This is a genomic window from Nocardia implantans, assembly GCF_035544775.1.
GTDB lineage: Bacteria > Actinomycetota > Actinomycetes > Mycobacteriales > Mycobacteriaceae > Nocardia > Nocardia implantans.
The window spans coordinates 44906-71391 of record NZ_JAYKYQ010000006.1 but is presented as its reverse complement, the minus strand read 5'-3'; the positions used below and the strand labels follow the sequence as shown (position 1 = coordinate 71391).

Annotated in this window: 22 protein-coding genes; 14 read left to right on the top strand and 8 right to left on the bottom strand. The window is 70.0% G+C overall.

Annotated elements, in window-relative coordinates:
* The first annotated feature begins 356 nt into the window (after positions 1–356).
* The 6 genes from U3653_RS15820 to U3653_RS15795 all read left to right on the top strand — a co-directional run bounded on the left by U3653_RS15820 (position 357) and on the right by U3653_RS15795 (position 5937).
* Complete coding sequence (locus U3653_RS15820; protein WP_323123968.1) at positions 357–1553, top strand: Re/Si-specific NAD(P)(+) transhydrogenase subunit alpha; 1197 nt, start codon at positions 357–359, stop codon at positions 1551–1553.
* The gene (locus U3653_RS15815) at positions 1553–1870 is read left to right on the top strand and encodes an NAD(P) transhydrogenase subunit alpha part 2 (protein WP_062971051.1); all 318 of its coding nucleotides are present in this window, start codon (positions 1553–1555) and stop codon (positions 1868–1870) included. The genes U3653_RS15820 and U3653_RS15815 overlap by 1 nt, the downstream gene beginning before the upstream one ends.
* Positions 1870–3300 (top strand): NAD(P)(+) transhydrogenase (Re/Si-specific) subunit beta, encoded by a 1431-nt coding sequence (locus U3653_RS15810; protein WP_195080563.1) that lies wholly within the window; start codon positions 1870–1872, stop codon positions 3298–3300. The genes U3653_RS15815 and U3653_RS15810 overlap by 1 nt, the downstream gene beginning before the upstream one ends.
* Before the next feature lie 129 nt (positions 3301–3429).
* On the top strand, positions 3430–4551 hold the full coding sequence (locus U3653_RS15805) for a DUF5925 domain-containing protein (RefSeq protein WP_195080564.1): 1122 nt from the start codon (positions 3430–3432) through the stop codon (positions 4549–4551).
* 171 nt (positions 4552–4722) lie between these two features.
* Positions 4723–5463 (top strand): LppU/SCO3897 family protein, encoded by a 741-nt coding sequence (locus U3653_RS15800; RefSeq protein ID WP_195080565.1) that lies wholly within the window; start codon positions 4723–4725, stop codon positions 5461–5463.
* A 117-nt stretch (positions 5464–5580) separates the two neighbouring features.
* Entirely contained in the window at positions 5581–5937 is a 357-nt protein-coding gene (locus U3653_RS15795; protein WP_323123967.1) for a nitroreductase family deazaflavin-dependent oxidoreductase, read from the top strand.
* Between the two features lie 5 nt (positions 5938–5942).
* On the opposite strand, the gene U3653_RS15790 is transcribed toward U3653_RS15795, so the two are convergent.
* Positions 5943–7286: an MFS transporter gene (locus tag U3653_RS15790; RefSeq protein WP_195080566.1), complete on the bottom strand. Its 1344-nt coding sequence runs from the start codon at positions 7284–7286 to the stop codon at positions 5943–5945.
* Positions 7287–7672: 386 nt separating this feature from the next.
* Here U3653_RS15790 and U3653_RS15785 point away from each other — a divergent pair, with 386 nt between their 5' ends.
* A complete protein-coding gene (locus U3653_RS15785) occupies positions 7673–8638 on the top strand; it encodes an AraC family transcriptional regulator (protein ID WP_195080567.1) in 966 nt (321 codons plus the stop codon).
* Between the two features lie 58 nt (positions 8639–8696).
* On the top strand, positions 8697–9119 hold the full coding sequence (locus tag U3653_RS15780; RefSeq protein ID WP_323123966.1) for an acyl-CoA thioesterase: 423 nt from the start codon (positions 8697–8699) through the stop codon (positions 9117–9119).
* A gap of 12 nt (positions 9120–9131) precedes the next feature.
* On the opposite strand, the gene U3653_RS15775 is transcribed toward U3653_RS15780, so the two are convergent.
* From U3653_RS15775 to pdhA, 3 genes are all read right to left on the bottom strand, one after another.
* The gene (locus U3653_RS15775; RefSeq protein WP_435406570.1) at positions 9132–10565 is read right to left on the bottom strand and encodes a dihydrolipoamide acetyltransferase family protein; all 1434 of its coding nucleotides are present in this window, start codon (positions 10563–10565) and stop codon (positions 9132–9134) included.
* Positions 10566–10630: 65 nt separating this feature from the next.
* A complete protein-coding gene (locus U3653_RS15770; RefSeq protein ID WP_195080569.1) occupies positions 10631–11614 on the bottom strand; it encodes an alpha-ketoacid dehydrogenase subunit beta in 984 nt (327 codons plus the stop codon).
* Positions 11611–12723, bottom strand: a complete 1113-nt coding sequence (gene pdhA / locus U3653_RS15765) for a pyruvate dehydrogenase (acetyl-transferring) E1 component subunit alpha (protein ID WP_195080570.1) — start codon at positions 12721–12723, stop codon at positions 11611–11613. Before pdhA ends, U3653_RS15770 begins: the two co-directional genes overlap by 4 nt.
* A gap of 137 nt (positions 12724–12860) precedes the next feature.
* Here pdhA and U3653_RS15760 point away from each other — a divergent pair, with 137 nt between their 5' ends.
* Both U3653_RS15760 and U3653_RS15755 read left to right on the top strand, forming a co-directional pair.
* Entirely contained in the window at positions 12861–13352 is a 492-nt protein-coding gene (locus U3653_RS15760) for an Lrp/AsnC family transcriptional regulator (RefSeq protein ID WP_195080571.1), read from the top strand.
* 146 nt (positions 13353–13498) lie between these two features.
* On the top strand, positions 13499–14305 hold the full coding sequence (locus U3653_RS15755) for an SDR family oxidoreductase (RefSeq protein ID WP_195080572.1): 807 nt from the start codon (positions 13499–13501) through the stop codon (positions 14303–14305).
* Between the two features lie 242 nt (positions 14306–14547).
* Here the strand turns inward: U3653_RS15755 and U3653_RS15750 are convergent, their stop codons facing one another.
* Positions 14548–15747: a benzoate/H(+) symporter BenE family transporter gene (locus tag U3653_RS15750; protein WP_195080573.1), complete on the bottom strand. Its 1200-nt coding sequence runs from the start codon at positions 15745–15747 to the stop codon at positions 14548–14550.
* Positions 15748–15920: 173 nt separating this feature from the next.
* Between U3653_RS15750 and U3653_RS15745 the strand changes: the two genes are divergently transcribed.
* A complete protein-coding gene (locus U3653_RS15745; protein WP_195080574.1) occupies positions 15921–16739 on the top strand; it encodes a sulfurtransferase in 819 nt (272 codons plus the stop codon).
* Between the two features lie 4 nt (positions 16740–16743).
* Here U3653_RS15745 and U3653_RS15740 read toward each other — a convergent pair whose 3' ends face one another.
* Entirely contained in the window at positions 16744–17106 is a 363-nt protein-coding gene (locus U3653_RS15740; RefSeq protein ID WP_195080575.1) for a hypothetical protein, read from the bottom strand.
* A 149-nt stretch (positions 17107–17255) separates the two neighbouring features.
* On the opposite strand from U3653_RS15740, the gene U3653_RS15735 reads away from it, so the two are divergent.
* From U3653_RS15735 to U3653_RS15725, 3 genes are all read left to right on the top strand, one after another.
* On the top strand, positions 17256–20066 hold the full coding sequence (locus U3653_RS15735) for a DEAD/DEAH box helicase (protein ID WP_195080576.1): 2811 nt from the start codon (positions 17256–17258) through the stop codon (positions 20064–20066).
* The gene (locus U3653_RS15730; protein ID WP_195080577.1) at positions 20063–20830 is read left to right on the top strand and encodes an SWIM zinc finger family protein; all 768 of its coding nucleotides are present in this window, start codon (positions 20063–20065) and stop codon (positions 20828–20830) included. Before U3653_RS15735 ends, U3653_RS15730 begins: the two co-directional genes overlap by 4 nt.
* Positions 20831–21113: 283 nt before the next feature.
* Entirely contained in the window at positions 21114–21911 is a 798-nt protein-coding gene (locus U3653_RS15725; protein WP_195080578.1) for a helical backbone metal receptor, read from the top strand.
* Between the two features lie 18 nt (positions 21912–21929).
* On the opposite strand, the gene U3653_RS15720 is transcribed toward U3653_RS15725, so the two are convergent.
* Both U3653_RS15720 and icmF read right to left on the bottom strand, forming a co-directional pair.
* On the bottom strand, positions 21930–23000 hold the full coding sequence (locus U3653_RS15720) for an amidohydrolase family protein (RefSeq protein WP_195080579.1): 1071 nt from the start codon (positions 22998–23000) through the stop codon (positions 21930–21932).
* Positions 23001–23184: 184 nt separating this feature from the next.
* Entirely contained in the window at positions 23185–26403 is a 3219-nt protein-coding gene (gene icmF, locus U3653_RS15715; RefSeq protein WP_323123965.1) for a fused isobutyryl-CoA mutase/GTPase IcmF, read from the bottom strand.
* Between the last annotated feature and the right edge of the window lie 83 nt (positions 26404–26486).

Sequence of the window (26486 nt, the reverse complement as noted above, 5' to 3'; positions counted from 1 at the left end):
TCGGCATGACGCACGTCACTACTCCGCTGTGGGATACACGTCTCACCTGGTGGCCAACCTCGAGGTGGGTAACCAACTTCTCTGTACGGTCTTGCCGTGTTCACCTGGGGAGACCACGATCACACACGAGAAAGGAAAAGATGGACCGTCCCCGGCGGCCCGCTGTTCGCTCGGTGGCGACCCGACGTTTTCGGGCGTCACCGGCGCGATTCGTCCGGCGTGTGTGACGGGCATCTCAGCTAGGCTCACCGCGGGCCAGGTACAGTGGCGAGGATTTGGGCGAACTTACTCATCGGTAACATCGCCCGGTCGTCTACCCGTTGCCTGAAGCTCAGTAAGAGAAGGAAGTCTGACAAGTGGAGACAACGCAGAGCGTAGGCGATCCATCGCCGCGCGGCGCGCGTGTCGGTGTCGTCCGCGAATCCAACGCGGGCGAGCGACGTGTCGCATTGGTGCCGAAGATCATCCCGAGCCTGGTGAAGCAGGGCGTCGAGGTCGTCGTGGAGTCGGGGGCGGGCAAGGGCGCGCTGATTCCCGACGAAGCCTATGTCGAGGCGGGCGCGTCGATCGGTGATCCGTGGTCGGCGGACGTGGTGGTGAAGGTGGCTCCGCCCAGTGACGCCGAAGTCGCGAAACTGTCGTCGGGGCAGACGCTGATCGGGTTCCTCGCGCCGCGCAACGCCGACAATCAGATCGGCGCGCTGAAGGCGGCGGGAGTGCAGGCCTTCGCGGTGGAGGCGATCCCGCGGATCTCGCGTGCGCAGGTGATGGACGCGTTGTCCTCGCAGGCGAACGTGGCGGGCTACAAGGCGGTGTTGCTGGCGGCGTCGGAGTCGACGCGGTTCTTCCCGATGCTGACCACCGCGGCGGGCACGGTGAAGCCCGCGACGGTGCTGGTGCTCGGTGTCGGCGTCGCGGGTTTGCAGGCGCTGGCGACCGCCAAGCGCCTCGGCGGCCGGACCACCGGTTACGACGTGCGTCCCGAAGTCGCCGATCAGGTGCGGTCGGTGGGTGCGCAGTGGCTGGACCTGGGCATCGACGCGGCCGGTGAAGGCGGGTACGCCCGTGAGCTCACCGACGAGGAGAAGGCCAAGCAGCAGCAGGCGCTCGAGGACGCGATCAAGGGCTTCGACGTGGTGATCACCACCGCGCTGGTGCCGGGGCGTCCCGCGCCGCGACTGGTGACGGCCGCCGCGGTGGAGGGCATGAAGCCCGGCAGCGTGATCGTGGATCTGGCCGGGGAGACCGGCGGCAACTGCGAGCTGACCGAGCCCGGTGAGACCGTGGTCAAGCACGAGGTGACCATCGCCTCGCCGTTGAACCTGCCCGCCACCATGCCCGAGCACGCTTCGGAGTTGTATTCCAAGAACATCGCGGCGCTGCTGGAGTTGATGCTGGTCGACGGCAAGCTGGCCCCCGATTTCAGCGACCAGGTGCTGGCGGATTCCTGCGTCACCCGCGAACCGGACGCGCCCGCCGCGGCGGCAGGCGCGACCGATGTGGCGGAGTCGGCGCAGGTCAAGGACGCGACCGAGGCGAAGGTGGAGAACTGATGTATACCGAATTGCTGGCGAATATCGCGATCCTGGTGCTGTCCGGGTTCGTCGGTTTCGCCGTGATCTCCAAGGTGCCCAACACCTTGCACACGCCGCTGATGTCGGGCACCAACGCCATCCACGGCATCGTGGTGCTCGGTGCGCTGGTCACCCTCGGTAACGTGCAGGATCCGTCGATCCTGACCCAGATCATCCTGTTCGTCGCGGTGGTGTTCGGGACACTGAACGTGATCGGTGGTTTCGTGGTCACCGACCGCATGCTGGGCATGTTCAAGGGCAAGAAGCCCGCTGCCGCGCAGAAGGCGGGTGAGTGATGCACACCTTCGACAACGTGACCTACCTGGTCAACGGTCTCTACATCGTGTCGTTCGCGCTGTTCATCTACGGTCTGATGGGCTTGACCGGCCCGAAGACCGCGGTGCGCGGCAACTTGATCGCGGCGGTCGGCATGGTGATCGCGGTGGTCGCGACGCTGATCTCGATCCGCCACACCAGCAACTGGATTCTCATCGTCGCCGGTCTGGTGGTCGGCGTCGTGCTGGGCGTGCCCCCGGCGAAATACACGAAGATGACCGCGATGCCGCAGCTGGTGGCCGCGTTCAACGGTGTCGGCGGTGGCACTGTCGCGCTCATCGCCTGGTCGGAATTCATCAATTCCCAGGGGTTCTCGCACTTCGACGAAGAGCCGACGGTGCACATCGTGATCGGATCGCTGTTCGCGGCGATCATCGGTTCGGTGTCGTTCTGGGGATCGCTGATAGCGTTCGGCAAGTTGCAGGAGATCCTGCCCGGCCGTCCGATCGGGATCGGCAAGTTGCAACAGCCGTTGAACCTTCTGCTGCTGCTCGGCGCGATCGCCGCGGCGGTCGTGATCGGCGTCGGCGCCACCGGTGAGGGGGTGTCGCAGCTGTGGATGATCGCGGTGCTCGTGCTCGCGGGCGTGCTGGGGTTGATGGTCGTGCTGCCGATCGGCGGCGCGGACATGCCCGTGGTGATCTCGCTGCTCAACGCGCTGACCGGGCTGTCGGCCGCGGCGGCGGGTCTGGCGCTGAACAACACCGCCATGATCGTGGCGGGCATGATCGTCGGCGCGTCCGGCACGATCCTGACCAACCTGATGGCCAAGGCGATGAACCGGTCCATCCCGGCCATCGTCGCGGGCGGCTTCGGTGGCGGCGGCGCGGCCGTCGGCGGCGCGGGCGGCGAGCAGAAGCAGGCCAAGGCCACTTCCGCCGCGGACGCCGCGATCCAGATGGCCTACGCCAACCAGGTGATCGTCGTGCCCGGCTACGGCATGGCGGTGGCACAGGCGCAGCACGCGGTCAAGGAGATGGCCTCGCTGCTGGAGGCCAAGGGCGTCGAGGTCAAATACGCCATCCACCCGGTGGCCGGTCGCATGCCGGGTCACATGAACGTGCTGCTGGCCGAGGCCGAGGTCTCCTACGACGCGCTCAAGGAAATGGACGACATCAACGGCGAATTCGGCCGCACCGACGTCGCCCTGGTGATCGGCGCCAACGACGTCACCAACCCCGCCGCCCGCGAGGACGCCTCGAGTCCGATCTACGGCATGCCGGTGCTCAACGTCGACCAGGCCAAGTCGGTGATCGTGCTCAAGCGCTCGATGAACTCCGGCTTCGCCGGCATCGACAACCCGCTGTTCTACGCCGACCACACCTCCATGCTGTTCGGCGACGCCAAGAAGTCCGTCGGAGCAGTCACCGAGGAACTGAAGGCGCTGTAGGCGAAGCGTTTCCGCGCAGTGCCCCCCTCCGCCGTGGCGCGGAGGGGGGCACTGTCGTAATTCGATGGACACCGTGCCACGCCGCCCCGGATCATTCTCCGAGTGTCCGCACGTCATGAGCCTCTTCGGTTGATCGGTCCCGGGGAGCCCTCGGCCGATCCGGCCGAGCGGCTGCCATGGACCGTCGTAGTCGATTCCACTTACTCCATCCGCGACGCGATCGATGCCCTCGCGCTCGGGCCGTTCCTGCGCGGCGATCATCCGTGCGCGCGCACCGCGCATCTGGAACGGGTGCGGCCGGACGCGCCGTTGCGTCCGAGTCGTGGCCGCGTGGTGCGCACCGTGCGCGACAACGACAGCGGGGCCACGCTGGTCGTCGGCCCCGGCTGGTCGCTGCGGTCGGTGCGCTGGTCGGGCGGCTCGGCGATGGTCGAGGTCACCGCCGTCACCGACACGCTCGCGGACGAACTGCTCGCCGAGGCGATCCGGGACGCGGCGGCGCCGCCCGAGGTGGGCGAGACCGTCGAGATGGGCTTCTGGCACATGCACAATCACGGTCCACAGCGGCGGGCGCGCTCGATCACGGCCCCGGAGTGGTCGACGATCCGCGGCAACTACGGGGGACCGGTCGCCACCGCCCTCGATCGGCTGATGTCGCTCACCGCCGACGACGTCCGCGGCAGGCTGGTGCTGCTGCACGGCCCGCCCGGCACCGGGAAGACCACCGCGCTGCGCGCACTGGCGCGTGCCTGGGGCGGCTGGTGCCAGCTGGACTGCGTGCTCGATCCCGAGGTGATGTTCGGCAAGCCCGGCTACCTCATGGAGGTGGCCGCCGGTGTGGACAACGCCGACGAGGAGGCGCCGCGCTGGCGGATGCTGGTGCTAGAGGACTGTGACGAGCTGATTCGCGGGGAGGCGAAAGAAGCGGCGGGACAGGGTCTCTCGCGGCTGCTGAACCTGACCGACGGCATGCTCGGCCAAGGCAGGGACGTGCTCGTCGCCATCACGACCAACGAGGACCTGTCCCGTCTGCATCCGGCGGTGACGCGGCCGGGACGGTGCCTGGCGCGGATCGAGATCGGGCGGCTGTCCTCCGCCGAGTCGGCGGCTTGGCTGGAGCGGGAGCAGCCGGGCGCGTCCGCCGCGTTTCCGAACGGCGCGACCTTGGCCGAACTGGTCTCCGCGCGCGACGGCGAGGCACGGATCGACGCCGTCGCCGTGGACGCGGTGAATCCGGGACTGTATCTGTGAACCCGCCGCGACGGCTTCGGTGAGCCGAATCCGTTGCGGCGGTTCGCCGATGCGGTCTGGGAGACCGGCTGGCGTCCGGCACGGCGCCACTGACGCCGATCGGCTAGATTCCATGGGTTCGCCCGTCGCCCCTGCGCGCACGGAACCAAGCGAGACCCGGGGAGGGGATCCATGACCACACCACCGAATCAACCGTATCCAGGCCAGCCCGGCTATCCGCAGCAGCCGCCTGCCGGTGCGCCACAGGGCTTGCCGGGGCAGCCGGGCCAGCCGCAGGGTTATCCGCAGCCCGGTTATCCCGGTCAGCCGCAGCCGGGCTATCCGCCGCAAGGTGGTTTCCCGCAGCAGCCGGGCTACCCCGGCGGCGGATTCCCGCCGCCAGGACCCCCGCCCCAGCAGAATCGCGGCGGGAGCAGCGTCGGCAAGATCCTCGGCATCCTCGGCGTCGTGCTGGTGATCGGGTTGCTGATCGTGGGCGCGCGCACCGTCTTCCGCTCGGACGGCGAGAAGATCGATATCGGTCAGTGCGCGAAGTTGTCCGGCACCACCGTCAAAGCCGAGTTCGCGACCAAGGAATGCTCCGATCCCGAAGCCAATTACGTGGTGGCGCAACGGCTCGACGGCGCGAACGCGAACTGCCCCACCAAGGACTACGCCAGCTACTACCAGACCGGCAGCAACGAGTACACGCTGTGCCTGCGGCTGAATGTCAAGGAGGGCGACTGCATCGACGGCGGTTTCCTCGGCGCGAGCACCAAGGTGGCCTGCGGCTCGTCGGCGGACTTCAAGATCGGCCGGATCGTGCGCGGCACCGCCGACAAGTCCGCGTGCGGGGCGAAGGCGACCGAGAACGACACGATCGTCTACCCCAAGCCGGAGCCGATCACCCTGTGCCTGGTGGCCCCCAAGTAGCGGTCGATGAACGCTAGCCTGAAGCGATGACGAGCGTCGGCGCGCGGTTGCTGCGGACCAGATGGTTCGTGCGCGCGCCGATCGCCGTGTTCCGGGCTCGGCTCGGTTTCCTGTTCGGTGGACGGCTCCCTGCTCGAGCACACCGGCCGTCGCTCGGGACGTCCGCGCTATGTGGTGCTGGAGACGGTGGCCCGGCCGGGCCGCACTCGCGCGGTGATCGCCTCCGGGTTCGGCGCGCAGGCGCAGTGGTTTCGCAATCTCGCCGCCGATCCGCATTGCTACGTGAGCATCGCGGCGCGCCACCGGGTTCCGGCGGTGGCCCGGGTGCTGAGTTCCGGCGAGTCCGCCGCGGTTCTCGACGACTACCGGCGCACGCGCCCGCGGGCGTACCGGAATCTGAGTCGCATCATCGAGGAAGCCACGAGCACGGCGATCGGCCGGGTGCCGATGGTCGAGCTGTCCTGGGATTCGTGATCCGGTCAGCGTGCCGGCTCGCGCGGCGTGGCGACGACGCCCGCGTACCCGCAGCACAGCAGCACGGCGAGCATCGGCACGACCATCGCCGTGGTCAGCGGCACCACGGCGGTGAGCCAGCCGATGATCGTCGGCCCGGCGAGCAAGCCCAGGTAGCCCACGCTGAACACCCGTGACATATCGGTCGCGGCCGTGTGGGAGCCCAGATTCCCCGCCGCGCTGAAGATCTGCGGGACACCTCCGGCAAGGCCCAGTCCGGTCATGGCCCAGCCGAACAGCGTCAGCGGTATCCACGGCGAGACCACGATGACGGCCAAGCCGACGGCCGCTAGGAGCGAGCCGTAGCGCACCACCGCGACCCCGCCGAAGACGTGGTTCACCCGGTCGGCGCCGAAACGCCCGACCGTCATCGTGGTGGAGAAGGCGCCGAAGGCCAGTGCCGCGGTGGCCGCGTCGGCGCCGAGGTGTTCGCGCAACTGCAAGGCGCTCCAGTCGGCGGCCACGCCTTCGGCCAGCAGGAGGGCGAACGCGATAGCGGCCAGCGTGAGCACTTTTCGGCTGCGCGCTCGGGCGTCGAGGTGGGTCGGGGCATGGGGGCGGGAGACCTGGTCGCGGCCCTGCGGCCGCGCGGTGGACTCCGCGCCGGCCCCGATCGGCACGTTGTCGTGCCGGGACGAAGCGCGTTTCCCGCTGTGTTCCGGTGGCGTGGCGTCGAGGCCGCCGCTGTGGACGGACGCGACGTCAGGGGACTCCGCGGCTTCCGCGCCGGTTGCCGACTCGCGCAGCAGCCGCGGCACCAGCGTGAGGGTCAGCGCGACGCCGCACGCCGCGGCGACGACCAAGGTGACCCGCAGGTCCATGCCCGCCCGCAGAGCGGCGGCGCCGAGCAGTGAACCGAGCAGGCCCCCACCGGAGAACAACGCGTGGAAGGCGGCCATGATCGGACGCCGGTAGGCCCGTTCCACGTGCACCGCTTGGGTGTTCATCGACACGTCCAGCGCCCCGTTGCCGAAACCGAAGCAGGCCAGCGCGAGCGCCAAGGTGAACGGCCCGGTGGCGAAGCCGGGACCGGCCACCGCGACCGATCCGAAGCACGCCGCGGCCCCGACCAGCGTCCTGCTGCCGAACCGATCGGCGAGCGGGCCGGCCAGCCGCATCCCGATGATGCCCGCCCCGGACATCAGCAGAATGAACATGCCCAGCGTCGATTTGGAGACGCCCGTGCGGTCGGTGACGACCGGGATGTGCACCACCCACATGGCGAGCAGGAAGCCGTTCAACCCGAAGACCGTGAACACCGCGGCACGCGCCACGCGGATCCGGCGATCGACCGTCGGGCTCAACACCATTTCGACGGTACCGAGAAAATCTCCCCCATGGGCAGCCTCGCCCGCGGAACCGGTCCAGGGCGCCGTTGACCTGGTCGTGCGACCGTGCGGGACGCTCGACATTGCGCGTCTCGTCCGCGAGCGAGTCCTTTGCACAATGTGAAACGTGTCACGCACCCGGGGTATTCCGGATTCCGATGGTTTCCATGACGAGTAGGTGCGATCCTTCGGACTCCGGCGCGGCGCGCACCGGCACGCTATCGGCGTGCTCCGCGTTGCGGCCGTCGAGCACCGTGCCGAACAGGTCCGGGAGCCGACTCCCGAATGCCCGTTGTCGGAGCCGGTCACGCCGAGACGGAGCATTGCGCAACAGCTCGTGATCATGCGCGTTCGTCTACCGTGGAGGGGTGGATGCGCTCGCCAGTCTGCTCGAAGGCCCTCGCGCTCGCGGCGCGTTCCTGATGTGTTCGCTGCTGGATCCGCCGTGGTCGCTGCGCATCCAGGACGAAGCTCCGCTGACCGTGCTGTCGATGATTCGCGGCGGCGCCTGGATCGTCACCGACGCGGGCGCGCCGCGGCAGCTCGGCGCGGGCGATGTGGCGATCTTCCGCGGGCCCGCGCCGTACACGGTGGCCGACGACCCGGCGACCGAACCGCAGATCATCATCCATCCCGGTCAGGTGACGAAGACGCCGCAGGGCGAAATTCTCTGCGAGACGCTGAGTCTGGGCGTGCGGCAGTGGGGCACCGATCCGGACGGAGCCACCCTGATGGTCACCGGAACCTACGAGTCCGCGGGCGCGGCCAGCCGTCGCCTGCTGCGCGCGCTCCCGCCGGTGCTGGTGTTGCGGCGCGGCGAGTTCGACAGCAGGGTGCTCGACCTGCTGGTCGACGAGGTGACCAAGGACGAGCCCGCGCAGAGCGCGGTGCTGGACCGTCTGCTCGATCTGGTGCTGATCGCCGCGCTCCGTGCCTGGTTCTCCCGCAACGACGCGCCCGCCTGGTACCACGCTTACGGCGACCCGCTGGTCGGGAAGGCCCTGCGCCTGTTGCAGCACAATCCGGCGCACGGGTGGACGGTCGCCGGCCTGGCCGAGGCGGTGGGGATGTCGCGGGCCGCGCTGGCGCGCCGGTTCACCGACCTGGTTGGCGAGCCGCCGATGGCGTTCCTCACCGAATGGCGGCTGGCGCTGGCCGCCGATCTGCTGCAGGAATCCGACGCCACCATCGAGGCCATCGCCCGTCAGGTCGGGTACGGCAGCGCCTTCGCGCTGAGCGCCGCGTTCAAACGGCACTTCGGCGTCTCCCCGCGCGACCACCGGCACAGCCGCGTGCGGTCAGGCCCGGAGGAGGGAGCTCGCGTAGCCACGTAGGGCCCCGCACGCGGCACGATCGACACAGCGGGACGACTACTGAGCTATCGTCGGCCGGGTGACGCAGCAGTATCCGGTGCTCTGGCCGGTGCCGACCCGGTGGGCCGACAACGACCACTACGGGCACGTGAACAACGTGACCTACTACTCGTACTTCGACACCGCGGTCAACGCGTGGTTGATGCACGCCACCGGAACCGACATCCGCGAGCTGCCCGCGCTCGGCGTGGTGGCGCAGACCTCCTGCCAGTACCTGGGCTCGATCAGTTTCCCGGACCAGTTGCAGGTCGGCTTGCGCATCTCCCGGCTCGGACGCTCCAGCATCACCTACGACCTGGCCATCTTCCGCGAGGCCGACGGCGAGCTGGAACTGTCGGCCACCGGTGTCTTCGTGCACGTCTACGTGGACGCCGAGACGCGCAAGCCGGTCGAGATTCCCGAGGTCATCCGCACGGCCGCGGCCGCGCTCGTCACCGAGTGACCGCCGGGCCGGTCAGACGCGGCTGAGCAGGGTGAGCGGGTCCTCCAGGAATCCCGCGACCGTGGCGAGGAAGCGGGCGGCGAGTTCGCCGTCGACCATGCGATGGTCGAAGCTGACGCCCACGGTGGTGACCCACCGGACCGCGATCTCGTCGCGCACAACCCACGGCCGCTTGCGGATCGAGCCCAGGCACAGGATCGCGGCCTCGCCCGGATTGACCAGCGGGACTCCGGCGTCCACACCGAAGACGCCGACGTTGGTGATGGTGAACGTGCCGCCGCGCAGCTCCGCGGGCGTCGCGCCGCCCGCGCGCGCGGTGTCGGCCAGCCAGCCGATCTCCTTGGTCAGGTCGCGCAGGCTCAAGGTCTGCGCCTCTTTGATGTTCGGCACCAGCAGCCCGCGCTCGGTGGCCACCGCGATGCCCAGGTTGACGTAGTGCTTGGTGACGATCTCCTGAGCGGCTTCGTCCCAGCAGGCGTTCATGCCGGGGAAGTCGGCGAGCGCGGCCAGCGCCGCCTGCGCGACCAGGGCCAGCGGGGTCAGGGTGAGGCCCGCGAAGGATTTCGTACTGCGCAGATGATCGAGTAGCTCCATCGAGGCGGTGCCGTCCACGGTGACGAACGTGCTGGCCTGGGGAATGGTGCGCGCGCTGGTGAGCATCGCCGCCGCGGTGCGCTTGCGGATGCCGCTGATCGGGGTGCGCTCTTCGCGAATGGACGGCCGGACCGGTCCGGCATCCGCGACGGTGGGCGCGGTTGCCGCGCGCGGCTGCGAGACGGGTACCGCGCCGCGCACGTCCTCGACGGTGACCGCGCCGCCGGGACCGGAACCCGCGATGAACCACAGGTCCAGGCCGAGTTCGCGCGCCAGTTTCCGCGCGGCGGGCGTCGCCGCCGCGCGGGCCGGGCCGGGCGCAGGATCCGGTTGTCGCCGGTGCGGTTCCTCCGCCGCGCCGACATCGCCGGGCCGCGAGACGCCGGGCTCCTGCGCCTCGCCGCCCGTGCCATCGGGCCGCGAGGCGCGGGATTCTCCTGGTCGGCCGCCTACGCCACCGGGCCGCGAAAGGCCGGGTTCCGCCGGGCTGTTCATGCTTTCGGTTCGCGAGACGCCGGGCTGTGCCGGAGGGCGCCGCCGGGACGTCGCCTCCGCCTCGGGGCCGTAGCCGACCAGGACCGACGTGCGGCCCGCTTCGTTCGTCGTCTGTTCTGTTCCCGCTGTTCGTATGCGAATGAGCGGCGCTCCGACCGCCACGGTGTCGCCCGGCTGCGCCAGCAGTTCGACCACCCGGCCCGCGAACGGCGACGGCAACGAGACGACCGCCTTGGCCGTCTCCACGTCGGCGATGGCCTGGTTCAGCTCGACCGTGTCGCCCACGGCCACCGCCCACGAGACCAGTTCGGCGTCGGTCAGCCCTTCGCCGAGGTCCGGCAGCCGGAACTCCAGCACGGAGGCCGGAAGATCCTGGCCGGCAGAGTTCTCCACGCGGCACCTCTCACTACGGCGAGCCCGCCTCACGCGGCGAGGGAACGGTCGACCGCGTCGAGAATGCGGTCGGGGTCGGGCAGATGGTGCTTTTCGAGCTTAGCCGGGGGGTAGGGGATGTCGAATCCGCCGACGCGCAGCACGGGCGCTTCCAGGTGGTAGAAGCAGCGCTCGGTGATCCGCGCGGCGATCTCGGCGCCGAGCCCGGCGAATACCGGAGCCTCGTGCGTGACGATCAGCCGCCCGGTCTTCGCGACCGACCGCTCGACGGTGTCGAAGTCGATCGGCGAGAGGCTGCGCAGATCGATCACCTCGAGCGAGTGCCCCTCCCCTTCAGCGATCTTCGCGGCCGCCAGCGCGGTCGCCACGGTCCCGCCGTAGGCGACGACGGTCGCGTCCGCACCCGTGGCGCACACGCGCGCGCGATCCAGCGGCAGGCCGCCGTCGCGATCGAGCGCGGCGAAATCGACGTCGGCCTTGTCCCAGTACCTGCGTTTGGGCTCGAAGAAGATCACCGGATCGTTCAGCGCGATCGCCGCCCGGATCATCGAGTACGCGTCGGCCGGGTTGCTCGGTGACACGACGCGCAGTCCGGCGGTGTGCGCGAAATAGACTTCGGGAGATTCGGAGTGGTGCTCGACCGAGCCGATCCCGCCGCCGAACGGGATGCGAATGGTCAACGGCGCGTGCACCTTCCCCTGGGTGCGGTAGTTGATCTTGGCGACGTGCGAGACGATCTGGTCGAAGGCGGGATAGACGAAGCCGTCGAACTGGATCTCACACACCGGCCGGTACCCGCGCAGCGCCATGCCGAAAGCCGTTCCGACGATGCCGGATTCGGCCAGCGGCGTATCGATGACGCGGTTGTCGCCGAAGTCCTTCTGCAAGGTGTCGGTCACCCGGAAGACCCCGCCGAGGCGGCCGATGTCCTCGCCCATCAGCAAGACCTTCGGATCATCCTCCAGCGCGCGGCGCAGGCCGGTGTTGAGCGCGGCGGCGAAGGTGGTGATCATCGCGGGACTCCTTCTCCTCGTGCGGAGGACCCGCCGGGATCGCCGGCCAGGTATTCCGCGTACGCCCGCCGCTGTTCGGTGATCAGCGGATGCGGGGTGGTGTAGACGTGGTCGAAAAGCTCGCTCGGCGCGGGATCGGGCATGTCGATGGTCGCGCGGCGCACCGCCGCGGCCACCGCGTCCGATCGCTCGGCGACCCGCGTGCCGAACGCGTCGTCCCAGTGGCCCTCACGTTCGAGCAGTCTGCGGATGCGGTCGATCGGATCGCGCCGCGCCCATTGCTCGGTCTCGGCGGCCGAACGGTAGCGGGTGGGATCGTCCGCCGTGGTGTGCGGGCCCATCCGGTAGGTGAGCGCCTCGATGAACGACGGTCCGCCGCCGGTGCGCGCCCTGGCGATCGCCTGCCTGGTCACGGCGAGCACGGCGAGCACGTCGTTGCCGTCGACCTGCCTGCCAGGCATGCCGTAGCCGTAGGCGCGGCGGGCGATCGGCGTCGCGCTCTGCACCCGCACCGGCGCGCTGATCGCCCACTGGTTGTTCTGGCAGAAGAACACCACGGGCGCGCTCCAGGTCGCGGCGAACCCGAGGGCTTCGGCCAGGTCCCCCTGGCTGCTGGCGCCGTCGCCGAAGTACGCGATGGCGGCTATCTCCGCGCCGTCCAGGTGCGCCGCGAACGCGTAGCCGGTGGCGTGCAGGCCCTGGGAGCCGACGACGATGTTGGGGTTGGTCATGTTCACCGCGTGCGGGTCCCAGCAATGGTGCGCGGCGCCGCGCCACAGCCGGGTGAGATCGGTGGGCGGCACGCCGCGGCAGTAGGCCACCGCCGTCTCGCGATAGCTGCAGAAGACGTAGTCGTCGGGATGCAGCGCGTGCGCGGAGCCGACCTGGGCGGCCTCCTGCCCGAGCATCGGCGCCCACAGGCCGAGCTGGCCTTGCCGTTGCAGGGCGGTGGCCTCGAGGTCGATCCTGCGGGTCACCACCATGTCCGCGTACAGCGCCCGCAGCTCGTCCGGCCCGATGTCGGCGACCAGCGCGGCGTGCGCACGGTCGAGGACGCGGCGACCGTCCGGCTGCACCAGCTGCACCGGATACTCGGGTTTGCCCGGCATGGGTGATCGCCTCCTCGACTGGTCGGATTGTGTCCTAACTCACAGCATCCACCCCAATGCGAACTGCGCAAGTGGTCGGCCGCGGCATGGGCAGAATGCTCAATTGCGACCCGCGCGGTGGTGTCATACTGCGTGGTATGACCAGAGAAAGCGCCGGCGTGAGCCTGGACGCCACCGACGCCAGGCTGTTATTGGAACTGGTCGCCAACCCCAGGGCGACGGGTGTCGAGCTGGCCACCCGGCTGGGTCTGTCCCGCAATACCGTGCAGGCCCGGTTGTCCCGCTGGGAGGCCGGCGGCGTGCTGGGCAGCTTCGAGCGGCGCGTCGAGCCGCGCGCGCTCGGTTATCCGCTCGCGGCGTTCGTCGCGGTGGTCGTCGACCAGCACCAGCTGGATTCGGTGGTGGACGAACTCGCCGAGGTGCCCGAGGTGACCGAGGTGTGCGGCATGACCGGACTCACCGATCTCACCGTGCGGGTGGTCGCGCGCGACGCCGACGACCTGTATCGCATCGCCGGGCAGATCCTCAAGATCCCCGGCGTCGAGCGGACGAACATGGCGCTGGTGATGCGGGAGCTGGTCGGTCCGCGCACCGCTCCGCTGCTGGAGCGGCTGGCGAATTCGGGCTGAATACCTTGTCGCCGAGTCCGATCGAGAGCCCACGAATTCTCGGCCGGGCACCGGGTTCCAGTTCGCGCAGATACGCCACGCGACCGGTATCAGGTGGTCGCGGTCTTCTCGGCGGGGGGGCGGTGATCTGCCGCTAGGGTGCGGGAATGGAGATTTCGGGCAAAGTTGCCATTGTCACGGGGGCTGGCGCGGGGATCGGGGCGGCGTTGGCCGCCCGGCTGGTCGCCGCCGGTGCGCGTGTGGTGCTCGCCGACCTCGACGGCGAGAGCGCCGCGCGGGTCGCGGAGTCTCTCGGGGCGGATGCGGTCGCGGTCGGCGGGGACGTGGCCGACGAGGCGGTGATCCGCGCGTTGCTCGAGCGCGCCGAGGCGGAGTTCGGACCGGTCGACTTGTACTTCGCGAACGCGGGCATCGGCGGCGGCGCGGGTCTGGACAGCACCGATGAGCAGTGGGCGGCGGCGCTGGAGGTCAACGTGATGGCCCACGTCCGCGCCGCGCGGCTGCTCGTGCCGGGGTGGCTGGCCCGTGGCGGTGGCTATTTCGTCGCCACGGCGTCGGCGGCGGGACTGCTCACCCAGCTCGGTTCGGCCCCTTACGCGGTGTCCAAGCACGCGGCCGTCGGTTTCGCGGAGTGGCTGTCGGTGACCTACGGCGACCAGGGGGTGCGGGTGAGCTGCGTGTGCCCGATGGGTGTTGACACGCGGCTGCTGCGCGGCGGGCTCGTTCCGCCGGAGCATGCCGCCGAAGCCGAACTCGCGGTCAAGGCCGTGACCAGCGCGGGCGCGGTGCTGACACCGGAGGAGGTCGCCGAAATCGTGCTCGCCGGAGTGGCCGACGAGCACTTCCTGATCCTGCCCCACCCCGAGGTCCTGAAGATGTACCGCCACAAAGGTTCCGATTACGACCGCTGGATCGACGGCATGCGCCGCTTCCAGGCCGCGCTGCGCGCGTAAGCGGCTGCCTCGCCTCCGCTCGGCCCGGCGCGGGCTGTGGGCGGACTGCGTCCGGCTGTGTCTAATAGGGCGGCTGCCTCGGCCTTCGCTCAGCCCAGCGCGGGCTGTGGGCGGACTGCGTCCGGCTGTGTCTAATAGGGCGGCTGCCTCGGCCTTCGCTCAGCCCAGCGCGGGCTGTGGGCGGACTGCGTCCGGCTGTGTCTAATAGGGCGGCTGCCTCGGCCTTCGCTCGGCCCGGCGACTTAGCACAGCACCTTGCGCACCACGAGACCGGCGAGCAATGCCCAGAAGGCGGCGCCGATGTTCGCGAAGCCGACTCCGGAGGCGGCGATCAGGAAGGTCACCACGGCGGCCTCGCGGTGTTCGGAGCGCAGCGCCGCCCCGAGCGCCGCGGCCAGGGTCGCCAGCAGGGCCAGACCTGCGACGGTTTCCAGTGTTCCGGCCGGAGCGGTCGCGATCAGCGTGACCAAGGCGGCCGAGCCGAGCGCGAGCAGCAGGTAGATCGCGCCCGTGGTGAACGCCGCGATCCAGCGCCGCTTCGGGTCCGGATGCGCCGAGGGAGCCGCCGAGAGCGCGGCGCTGATGGCGGCGAGATTGATCGCGTGCCCGCCCGCGGGCGCGCCGACGATGGTGCCGAGCCCGGTGACCGTCATCGCCGCGCGCCACGGCACCCGGTAGTCGAACGAGGCCAGCACCGCGGTGCCCGGGATGTTCTGCGAGGCCATGGTGACGATGTAGAGCGGAATCGCGACACCGATCACGGGTTGCCAGCTCCACTGCGGCAGCGTCAGCTCCAGGTGCGGAACCATCGCGCCGACGTCGAGGCGCCGGTGCTGCACGGCGATGCTGGCGGCGGCGGCGACCGCGGCGGTGGCGAACGCCGCGATCACGGCCCAGCGCTGGGCATATCGTTGCAGCACCAGCCAGACCAGGATCACCGGCGCCACCACCGCCGGACTGGTCTGCACCGCCCGCACCGGCGCCAGGCACAGCGGCAGCAGCACTCCGGCCAGCATGGCCTGCGCTATCTCCACCGGAATCGCCGCGACCAGCGCGCCGAGCCGCTGCCACAGTCCGGTGACGACGATCAGCACCCCCGCCACCGCGAACGCCCCGATCGCGGCGGGCCAGCCGCCCGTCACCGCGCCCGTCCCCGCCAGCAGCGCCGCGCCCGGCGTCGACCAGGCCAGCGTGATCGGCATGCGGTAGCGGTAGCTCAGCGCCATCATGCCGATCGCCTGCGTGACGCACAGCGCCAGCAGGCCCGACGCGGCCTGGGCGTGGCTCGCCCCTACCGCGGTCAAGCCGCTCAGCACCACGGCGAACGAGCTGGTGAATCCGACCAGCGCCGTCACCGCGCCCGCGCCCAGCGGCAGCGCCAGTCCGGCTCGCGACCGTTCCTGCTGCGGGGTGGCAGTGGTCTCGGTGGATACGTTCGACATCGGTGGCATATTGCCGCTGGTCACGAAGGCGTGTCGCCTGCCAGTGCCGCGAAACTGGCCTGACTTGGACCTGCGGGCGGCAGCGGCGCGAGTGTTCGGCGACATCGGCACATCCGGATGCGTAGGGTGGGGGAGTCGGTGCGCGAGGACGCGATTCGGGATGAGGAGCTGAGTTGAGCGCGGTACTGATCTCACCGGAGGAGCTTCGGGAAGCGTTGGCGGACAAACGGCTTCGCCTACTGGATGTGCGCTGGGCGCTGGGTGATCCGGACGGGCCGCAGCACTATCTCGCCGGGCATGTGCCCGGCGCGGTGTTCGTCGATCTGGAAACCGAGCTGGCCGCGCCGCCCTCACCCGCGCGCGGCAGGCATCCGCTGCCGGACCCCGCGCAGCTGGAGAAGTGCGCGCGCAGCTGGGGGTTGTGCGAGGGTGACCCGGTGGTCGTCTACGACGCCACCGGCGGCATGGCGGCCGCGCGCGCCTGGTGGCTGCTGCGCTGGGCGGGCGTCGCGGACGTGCGCATCCTCGACGGTGGGTTGCCCGCCTGGATCGAAGCGGGTGGCGCCGTCGCGACCGGCGCCGAGCCCGACCCGCAACCGGGTGACGTCGAACTGCGCCCCGGCCACCTGCCCGTGATCGACGCCGACGCGGCGGCGCGCTGGAAGGGCGTGCTGCTGGATGCCAGGGCGGTCGAGCGTTTCCGCGGCGAGGTGGAGCCGATCGACCCCCGCGCCGGGCACATCCCCGGCGCGTTGAGCGCTCCGACCGCCGACAATCTCGACGCGGCCGGGCGCTTCCGCGCCGTGGCGGAGCTGCGCGACCGGTTCGCCGGTTTCGGATCCGGGCCGGTGGCCGTGTACTGCGGTTCCGGCGTGACGGCGGCGCACCAAGTGGCGGCGCTCGCCATCGCGGGCGTGGAGGCGGCGTTGTATCCCGGGTCGTGGTCGCAGTGGTCGAACGACCCGAAACGACCGGTCGCGACCGGTAGCTGACGCCTTACAGCCAGGCCCGGGCCAGGAGGTCGTCGTCGGCGACCTCGCTCACCCGGGGCGGGAACCGGGTGGCCGCGATCGACTCGATATGCGTCCCGTCGTGGCCGATCACCCACGAGCCACCGCGCTCCTCGCATTCGGCGATCTTGGCGAAGGTGGTGAGCAGGAAAGTGATCGCCTCACGCGGGTCGGTGGTGCGGGCCAGCCGCTGCGATTCACCCGGACGCGACAGGTCCAGCCACACGCCACACTGCCCGTCGAGGCGCATCCCGACGATCTTGTCGGCATGCACGAAGGTGAATTTGCGCCGTTCCCACGTGGTCGTCGGTGTGAAGCTCTGCTCGAGAACCTGGAGCAGAATCGTCATGCTGCTTCCTCCGCTTTCTCGAAACCAAGCTGCGGTTGTTCTGCGATGACCTGCGGATATTCCAGTATGTGCCGGTTGGGCGCAGAAATCCACAACGGTCGTGGCACGGTGTGCGCGGCCGTGTCGTACCCGCCTGCTTGGATGGGGTGATGCTGCACGGACTGTGGTCGCCGGGTGCCGGGTTGCTGCTCTGGCACGACTCGCAGGCCGCCACGACGTCCGCCGATCTTCCCGATCCGCTGGGCGGCGTGCTGCGGGCATCGAAGTTCCGGCACCGGGCCGAGGTCATGGTCGTCGAGGGCGGGGCCGCCGGGACGGCGCGGGTTCGCGCGCACGCCCTCGCCCCGGCCGCGGCGGCGCGGGCCCTGCGGCAACGGTTGCCCACCGAGCTGGTGTCGGGGGATCTGCGCTACCTGGCACATGTCGCGAGCGGCATCGAACGCTGGGTGCGCGCCGGGCGTGTCGTGCCGGAGCTGCGCAGGGAGGACGGCCAGTGGTGGGTGCGCTGGCGGCTGGTCGGCGGGGAGCGGCAGCGGGCCTGGCTGGCCGAACTGGCGGTCGCCATGCCGGAGGCGTTGCGGGTGGCCGGGCGTCCGGCGGCACTGCTCGACAACCTGGTCACCGAACTCACCGACCCGATCGCGCGGTCACTGGCCGACCTGCCGGACTCACCGCATCCGCTGGTGGCCGCCCTGGTCGGCGATGTTCCGCTCGACAGCGGCAGCTATCAGGTCGCCGAGGTGCTCGAGCGCTGGCGGGCCAGCCTGACCGGTGACGAACCGGAACTGGTGCTGCGCCTGCTCGAGCCGGACGGCGAACTCGGCGCCGCCGACGAGTCGGTGGCGCTGTGGCGACTGGAGGTGTGCCTGCGGCTCACCGGCGAGGCGCCGAGAACCATTCCGCTGCACGATGATCCGAATCTGGTCCGGATAGCGGTGGACAAGCTCGGCGCGGCCCAGCGGGCGTATCCGAGGTTGCGTGATCTGCCGAGCGATCCGCGCAGCATGGATCTGCTGTTGCCCACCGAAGTGGTGCTCGATCTGGTCGCCCACGGCGTACACGCCCTGCATGACGCGGGCGTTCAGTTGCTGCTCCCGCGCGCCTGGAGCGTCGCCGAGCCGAGCATGCGGTTGCGGGTGGAGAGCGCGGTGCCCGCCGCGGAGAGCACGGTGGGTCTGCGCGGCCTGGTCTCCTACCGCTGGGAACTCGCGCTCGGCGGGATGGTGCTCACCACGGCCGAGATGGAACGGCTGGTGCGCGCCAAATCCGATCTGGTCCAGTTGCGCGGCCAATGGGTGCAGGCCGATCACAAGGCGCTGGCCGCCGCGGCCAAGTATGTCGCCGCGCACGCCGACGACTCGCCGATCACCTTCGCGGACATGCTCGGCGAGATCGCGGTCTCCCGGGTGCCGCAGGTGCCGATCACCGAGGTCACCGCCTCGGGATGGGCCGGGGACCTGCTCGACCGCGCTCGGGAACCGGAAGCGGTCGCCGCGCCGGTCGGGCTGAAGGCCGAGCTGCGGCCCTACCAGGAACGCGGCCTGGCCTGGCTGGCGACCATGAGCCGGATGGGGTGCGGGGCGATCCTGGCCGACGACATGGGGCTCGGCAAGACCGTTCAAGTGCTGGCCCTGCTGGTGCACGAACGGGAGACGTCCGAGCCGCAGCCCGGCCCGACTTTGCTGGTGTGCCCGATGTCGGTGGTCGGTAACTGGCAGCGCGAGGCGGAGCGGTTCGCGCCCGATCTGCGGGTGTGGGTGCACCACGGCGCGGGGCGGCGAGCGGGCGCCGAGTTCGACGAGACGGTCGCCGCCGCGGATCTGGTGATCACCACCTACGCGCTGCTGGCGCGCGACGCCGGGGAACTGGGCAGGCAGCAGTGGGACCGCGTCGTGCTGGACGAAGCGCAGCACATCAAGAACGCGGGGACGCGGCAGGCGCGGGCGGCGCGGTCGCTGCCCGCGCGACATCGGCTGGCGCTCACCGGCACTCCGGTGGAGAACCGCTTGGAGGAGCTGCGCTCCATCATGGATTTCGCGATGCCCAAAGTGCTCGGCAGCCCGCAGTCGTTCCGCGCCCGCTTCGCGGTGCCCATCGAACGCGAGCGCGACCAGAACGCGATCAGCCGCCTGCGCTGGCTCACCCAGCCGTTCGTGCTGCGCCGGGTGAAGACCGACCCCACGGTGATCAGCGACCTGCCGGAGAAGCTGGAGATGACCGTGCGGGCCAACCTCACCGTCGAGCAGGCCGCCCTCTACCAGGCGGTCGTCGACGACATGCTCGCCAAGCTGAAGGACGCGAAAGGCATGGCCCGCAAGGGCGCCGTGCTCGGGGCGCTCACCCGGCTCAAGCAGGTGTGCAACCATCCCGCGCATTTCCTGGGCGACGGGTCGAGCCTGCTGCACCGAGGGGCGCACCGCTCCGGCAAGCTCGCCCTCGTCGAGGACGTGGTGGACGCGGTGCTGGCCGACGGCGAGAAAGCGCTGTTGTTCACCCAGTTCCGGGAATTCGGCGAACTGGTCGCGCCGTATCTGGCCGAGCGGTTCGGCGCCGAGATCCCGTTCCTGCACGGTGGCGTGCCGAAGAAGAAGCGCGACGCGATGGTCACCGGTTTCCAGGCGCAGAACGGTCCGCCGCTGATGTTGTTGTCGCTCAAGGCCGGTGGCACCGGGCTGAATCTCACCGCCGCCAATCACGTGGTCCACCTGGATCGCTGGTGGAATCCCGCGGTGGAGAACCAGGCCACCGACCGCGCCTTCCGGATCGGCCAGCAGCGCAATGTGCAGGTGCGCAAGCTGGTGTGCGTGGACACGATCGAGGAGCGGATCGACGAGATGATCAACGGCAAGCGGCAGCTCGCCGATCTGGCCGTCGGCGCCGGGGAGAACTGGATCACCGAACTGAGCACCGACGAACTGCGCGATCTGTTCGCCCTCGGCGCGGCGGCGGTGGGCGAATGAGTCCTTTCATCGACTACTCCGAGTACGGCAAGAAGCTGCCGGTGCGCGGCGGAGTGGAAGCTCGCAGCAGGCGCGGCGGTTTCGGCCGTACCTGGTGGGGCAAGGCGCTGGTGGAATCGGTGGAGCGGATGGCGGAGCCGGGGCGGCTGGCGCGCGGCCGCAACTACGCCAGATCCGGTCAGGTGGTGAACTACCGGATCGAGCCGGGCGCGGTGACGGCGGAAGTGCAGGGCAGTCAACCGCGCCCGTTCACGGCGGTGTTCACCGTGCGCCCGTTGCGCGAGGACAAAATCGAATTGCTCATCGAGACCATCCGCTCGGCGCCGGGCATGCTCGCCGAGATCGCCTCTGGCGCGCTGCCCGCCGGGCTGGGGCCGCTGCTGCTGCCGAGCACCGCGGCGGACCTGGATTTCACCTGCACCTGCCCGGACCCGGGCTGGCCGTGCAAGCACGTGGCCGCGGTCTGCTACCTGATGGCCGAGCGGCTCGACGAACACCCGCGCGAGATCCTGACCCTGCGCGGACTCGATCTGGACACCCTGATCGGCGGCATCGAACGCGAGCCGAGCCCCACGGTCGCCGACGATCCGTACGGTGAGCGCAGCACCTTGCCGGACTTGCCCGCGGTCGAATTCCGGGCCGCCCTGGAAGACTTGGATCCGTTGCTGCTGCGCAAGGCGCTGCGGATGACCTCGGCGGAGGAGACGGTCGCGGCGACCGGTCTGCGCGATCTCACCGCGCTCTATCGGCGGTTCGACCGCTGAGTTTGGTTGGCACCCAGCATCGGGGCTGTCGGTTACCGCCGGTCTGTCGGGGCGGGATCGATACCGGCGGAGCGAAGGGACCGGAGACTTCCCGACGCCGGGTGCCACCATCCAGTGTCGCGCCGCGTAACCCGTGCGGGAACTGCCCCAGCGACGCCCGGCTGCTGCCCTTGTGCCGAACTTGCCGAGTCGTCGGCCTCGCGCCGCCGGAGCGCCGCACACCTCGTCTCCGGGCCGCAAAAGCGCACAGACCTGCGTAAACATCCTGTTATACGCTGACAGTGTGGCAGGAAAGAGCCCGGCGGCCGGGTCGCCCCGCGACGACCTCGGCGCTCCGGTGGATCTGCGAACACCTCCGCGCCGGGTGGTGTCGCTCGTTCCATCACTCACCGAGGCGGTGGCGCGCACTTGCCCGGACGTCTTGGTGGCCGCAACGCGATGGTGCACGCACCCAGCCGACTTGGCGGTCGAGCGGGTCCGTGGGACCAAGAACCCGGATGTCCGCCGGATCATCGAACTCGCTCCCGACCTGGTGCTGTGCAACAAGGAGGAGAACCGCCGCCGCGACGTCGAACGGCTGCGCGCGGCGGGAATCCCGGTGTGGGTGACCGAGATCGAGACCGTCGAGGATGCCATGGCCTCCCTCGCCCGGCTGTGTGTCGAGGCGCTCGGCGTCGACATCCCCGCCTGGCTCGCCGAGGCTCGAACCGCTTGGGCCGCACCACCGCCCGAACCGGTACGCGCGGCCGTCATCCCGGTCTGGCGGAATCCGTGGATGGTGGTGGGCCGCAACACTTTCACCGGCGACATCGCCCGCCGTCTCGGCCTGCGGCTCGTGCACGCCGATCGCCCCGACCGCTATCCGCGCATCACGGAGGCCGAATTGACCGAAGGCGTGGACATCGCGGTGCTGCCCGACGAGCCCTACGTCTTCACCGAAACCGATGGACCGGAAGCATTTCCGGGCATACCGGTCGCGCTGGTCGAGGGCCGGGCCCTCACCTGGTACGGGCCGTCGTTGGCGACCGCCCGCGAGACCCTTACCGCGCAGCTGGCCAGGGCGGCTCAACCCGATTCGTAACGCCCACCGACAACCGGATCAGTCCGCGATCCGGTACACGCGCTGCGCGGTGGTCCGGAAGATCTGCTCGAGTTCGGCCTGCCCGCCGCCGTGGCCGGTGACGGCCGTCGCGATCGCCTCGATGCTGTTCGCGATGCTGGTGACCGGCTTGTCCACCGGGAAGTTGGACCCCCAGATGAGACGGTCCGCGCCGAAGACGTCCAAGGCGTGCTCGACCAGCGGGCCGATGCGGTCGAGCAGTTGCGGCGCCGGTGTCGGCGTGCCGCGCGGCGGGATCGGATGCCCCAGGATCGGCATCATCAGTCCGCTCACCTTCGCGACCACGTTCGGCCGCTCGGCCAGCGCGGCCAGATCGTCGCGCCATCGCACCAGCAACTGCCTGCGCAGGCCCGGATTGGCGCCGGTGTGTTTGCCCACCGCCCCGAAGATGCCAGCGGGGGTGCCGAGGTGATTCAGCACGATCGGAACTTCGGGATAGCGCTCGGCCAGCGCGGTGACGTCGGGAATCGCGTGCGAGTAGACCCACGCTTCGAACGAAAGGCCGCGCTCGGCCAGCCGTGCGAAGCCGTCCAGGAATTCCTTGGTGACGAGTTTGCCCGGCGTGCCGGTGAACGACCGCACCCCGGGATCGGGATGGTGGGCGACCATGGTGCGGATACCGCGCAGAAGCGGCGAGGCGGCGGCGTGCGCGTCGAGCAGTTCGCCGAACCCCGGGTCGGCCGGGTCGCCGCCGGCGAGGATCGCGCCGAGCCGAGGCGCCTCCGCCAGCGGCAGTCCCGCCACCCAGGCGGTCTCCCCGGCCTTCCCCAACGGTCCCGATTGCGACCACTCGACCTCGATGTGCGCGATCACCTCGATCGGCGCGTTCCCGGCGTCGGCGCGGTAGTCGAACGGCAGGTAGGGCCGCAGGTAGGCGACCGGATCACCGACGAACTCCCGGTCCCGCCGCGGCGCGAGGCGCTTGGCCGCGTCCACCGGCACCGGCAGCAGCCGGAACAGTTTCGCCAGAGCGCTGAAATCCCGCGGTGTGGTGAACGGATCCCACTGGTGGATATGTGCGTCGATGATCCGGATTCCCGATAGCTCCATGTCTGCCGTCCCAACCGCGCCGAAGGTTTGCTCGGCGATTGTCACATGCGCGGCGCGCGGTGCGTCCGGAATCCGCGTCGGCCGAGTCTGCGCGGCGGGTCCGGCCGGATCGGCGGGCGAACCCGGTGCGCGAGCGCGAACGGCCGTCCGCTGAGCACCGCCAGCTCGAATCCGCGCGTCCAGCTCACACGTTGCGGCGGTATTGACCGCCGACGGTGAAGAACGTGTCGGTGACCTGCTGCAACGTGCACACGCGTGCGGCGTCCATCAGCACATCGAAGATGTTGTCGTCGGTGCGGGCCACCGCCTCCAGCCGGGCCAGCGCGGCGTGGGCTGCGTCGCGGTTGCGCTGCTGGAACTCGCGCACCCGCCGCAGCTGGGACTGCTTCTCCGCTTCGGTGCCGCGCGCCAGCTCCAGCTCCCGGTGCGGCTCCTCGTGGGAGTTGCGGAAGGTGTTCACCCCGATGATGGGCAGCGAACCGTCGTGCTTGCGCTGTTCGTAGCGCATCGACTCGTCCTGGATCTTGCCGCGCTGATAGCCGGTCTCCATCGCGCCGAGCACGCCGCCGCGTTCGCTGATCCGCTCGAACTCGGCCAGCACCGCCTCCTCGACCAGATCGGTGAGCTCGTCGATCAGGAAGCTGCCCTGCAGCGGGTTCTCGTTCATCGCGACGCCCCACTCGCGGTTGATGATGAGCTGGATGGCCAGCGCGCGCCGCACCGATTCCTCGGTGGGCGTGGTGACCGCCTCGTCGTAGGCGTTGGTGTGCAGGCTGTTGCAATTGTCGTAGATCGCGATCAGCGCCTGCAACGTGGTGCGGATGTCGTTGAAGTTCATCTCCTGCGCGTGCAGCGAGCGGCCGGAGGTCTGGATGTGGTACTTCAGCTTCTGCGACCGCTCGTTGGCGCCGTAGCGGTCCCGCATGGCGATCGCCCAGATGCGGCGGGCCACCCGGCCGATCACGGAGTACTCCGGATCCATGCCGTTGGAGAAGAAGAACGACAGGTTCGGCGCGAAGTCATCAATGTGCATGCCGCGCGCGAGATACGCCTCGACATAGGTGAATCCGTTCGCCAAGGTGAAGGCCAGCTGGCTGATCGGGTTCGCGCCCGCCTCGGCGATGTGATAGCCGGAGATCGACACCGAGTAGAAATTGCGCACGCCGTTGCGCACGAACCACTCCTGGATGTCGGCCATCATGCGCAGGCTGAACTCGGTGGAGAAGATGCAGGTGTTCTGGCCCTGGTCCTCCTTGAGGATGTCGGCCTGCACCGTGCCGCGCACCGTCGCCAGCGTGCGGGCGCGCACGTCGGCCGCTTCGGCGTCGGTCGGCGGCCGTCCCTGCTCGGCCGCGAAGCGGTCCAGCGCCTGATCGATCGCGGTGTTGAGGAAGTAGGCCAGGATGGTCGGCGCGGGGCCGTTGATCGTCATCGACACCGAGGTGGTGGGCGCGGTCAGGTCGAAACCGTCGTAGAGCACCTTCATGTCGTCGAGCGAGGCGATCGACACGCCGGACGTGCCGACCTTGCCGTAGATATCGGGCCGCTCGGCGGGATCGTGCCCGTAGAGCGTCACCGAATCGAAGGCCGTGGACAGCCTTTTCGCGTCGGAATGCTCGCTGAGCACCTTGAACCGGCGGTTGGTGCGGAACGGGTCGCCCTCGCCGGCGAACATCCGCGCCGGGTCCTCGTTGTCGCGTTTGAAGGGGAACACTCCGGCGGTGAACGGGAAGCGCCCCGGCAGATGCTCGGCGCGCAGGAATCGCAGCAGCTCACCGTGGTCGGTGAAACGGGGCAGCGCGACGCGCGGAATCGAACTGCCCGACAGAGTCTCCCGGCGCAGTGGGGTGTGGATCTCCCGGTCCCGCACCCGGACCACCTGTTCTTCGCCGCGATAGGACTCGGCGAGCGCGGGCCACTCCGCCAGCAGCGCGGCGTTCGCGGGGGTGAGATCTGCGCGGGCGCGTTCGGCCAGTTCCGCGACGGCGGTGTCGTCGGGCAGTTCGGCCGCGACCTGCTCCAGACGTTGCAGCCGTCGCGCGGCCGGCACCTGCGCGGCGGTCTCGGCGTGGTAGTCGCGCACGGTCTCGGCGATCTCGGCCAGGTAGCGCACCCGCGCGGGCGGGATGAGCTGGGCGAAGCGGGTGGACGCGCGGGTGTCCACCCGGGGCAGCGCGCCCGGCTCCAGCCGCAGGCCGTGGTTCGCGAGCAGGCCGGTCAGGTGCTGGTAGAGCGCCGTCACGCCGTCGTCGTTGAACGTCGCCGCGCTGGTGCCGAACACCGGCATGTCCTCCGGCGCGGCGTGGAAGGCCTCGCGATTGCGGACCAGCTGCCTGGCCACGTCGCGCAGCGCGTCCGCGGCGCCGCGGCGCTCGAACTTGTTGATCGCCACCACGTCCGCGTAGTCCAGCATGTCGATCTTCTCCAGCTGGGAGGCGGCGCCGAACTCGGGCGTCATCACGTACATCGACACGTCCACGTGGTCGATCACCGCGGCGTCGCCTTGGCCGACGCCCGGCGTCTCCAGGATGACCAGGTCGTAGCCCGCCGCCTTGCAAGCGGCCACGATGAGATCGATGTTGTCCGGCAGTTCGTGTCCGCCGCGGGTGGCCAGCGAGCGGAAGAAGACGTGCTCGCCGTCGAGGGCGTTCATCCGGATGCGGTCGCCGAGCAGCGCGCCGCCGCCGCGCCGCCGGGTCGGGTCGACGGCGAGAATCGCCACGCGCACCTTGTCCTGCTGGTCCGACCGCAGCCTGCGCACCAATTCGTCGGTGAGCGAGGACTTTCCTGAGCCGCCCGTCCCGGTGATGCCGAGCACCGGCACGGTGCGCGCCGCCGCGGCCTCGGCCAGCTTCCTGCGGTCGGCCTCCGGCAGCGCGTCCGCTTGCAGGCAGGTGATGGCGCGCGCCAGGGCGGCGCGCTCGCCCGCGAGCACCGCGTCCGGCGCGGGCGGCTCGGCCGCGAGGTCGACATCGCAAGCGCGGATCAGCTGATTGATCATGCCGGGCAGGCCGAGTCGCTGTCCGTCCTCGGGGGAGAAGATGGTCACGCCGGACGCGGCCAGCCGCGCGATCTCCTCCGCCACGATCACGCCACCGCCGCCGCCGAAGATCCGCACGTGCCCGGCTCCGGCTTCGCGCAGCGCGTCGGCGAGATATTCGAAGTACTCCACATGGCCGCCCTGGTAGGAGCTGACCGCGACGCCCTGGGCGTCCTCGGTGAGCACGGCGTCGACCACCTCACCGACCGAGCGGTTGTGGCCGAGGTGGATCACCTCCGCGCCCTGGCTCTGCAGGATGCGGCGCATGATGTTGATCGCCGCGTCGTGCCCGTCGAACAGGGCCGCCGAGGTGACGAAGCGAACGGGATGGGTGGGCGTGTAGAGCGCGCTGCTGTCAGCCACTGGGGATTCCTCCGGGGATTCCATTGTCGCCCGATACTAGGACGTCAAACTAATCGTACGGTGACTGGCGTCACATCGCCAGC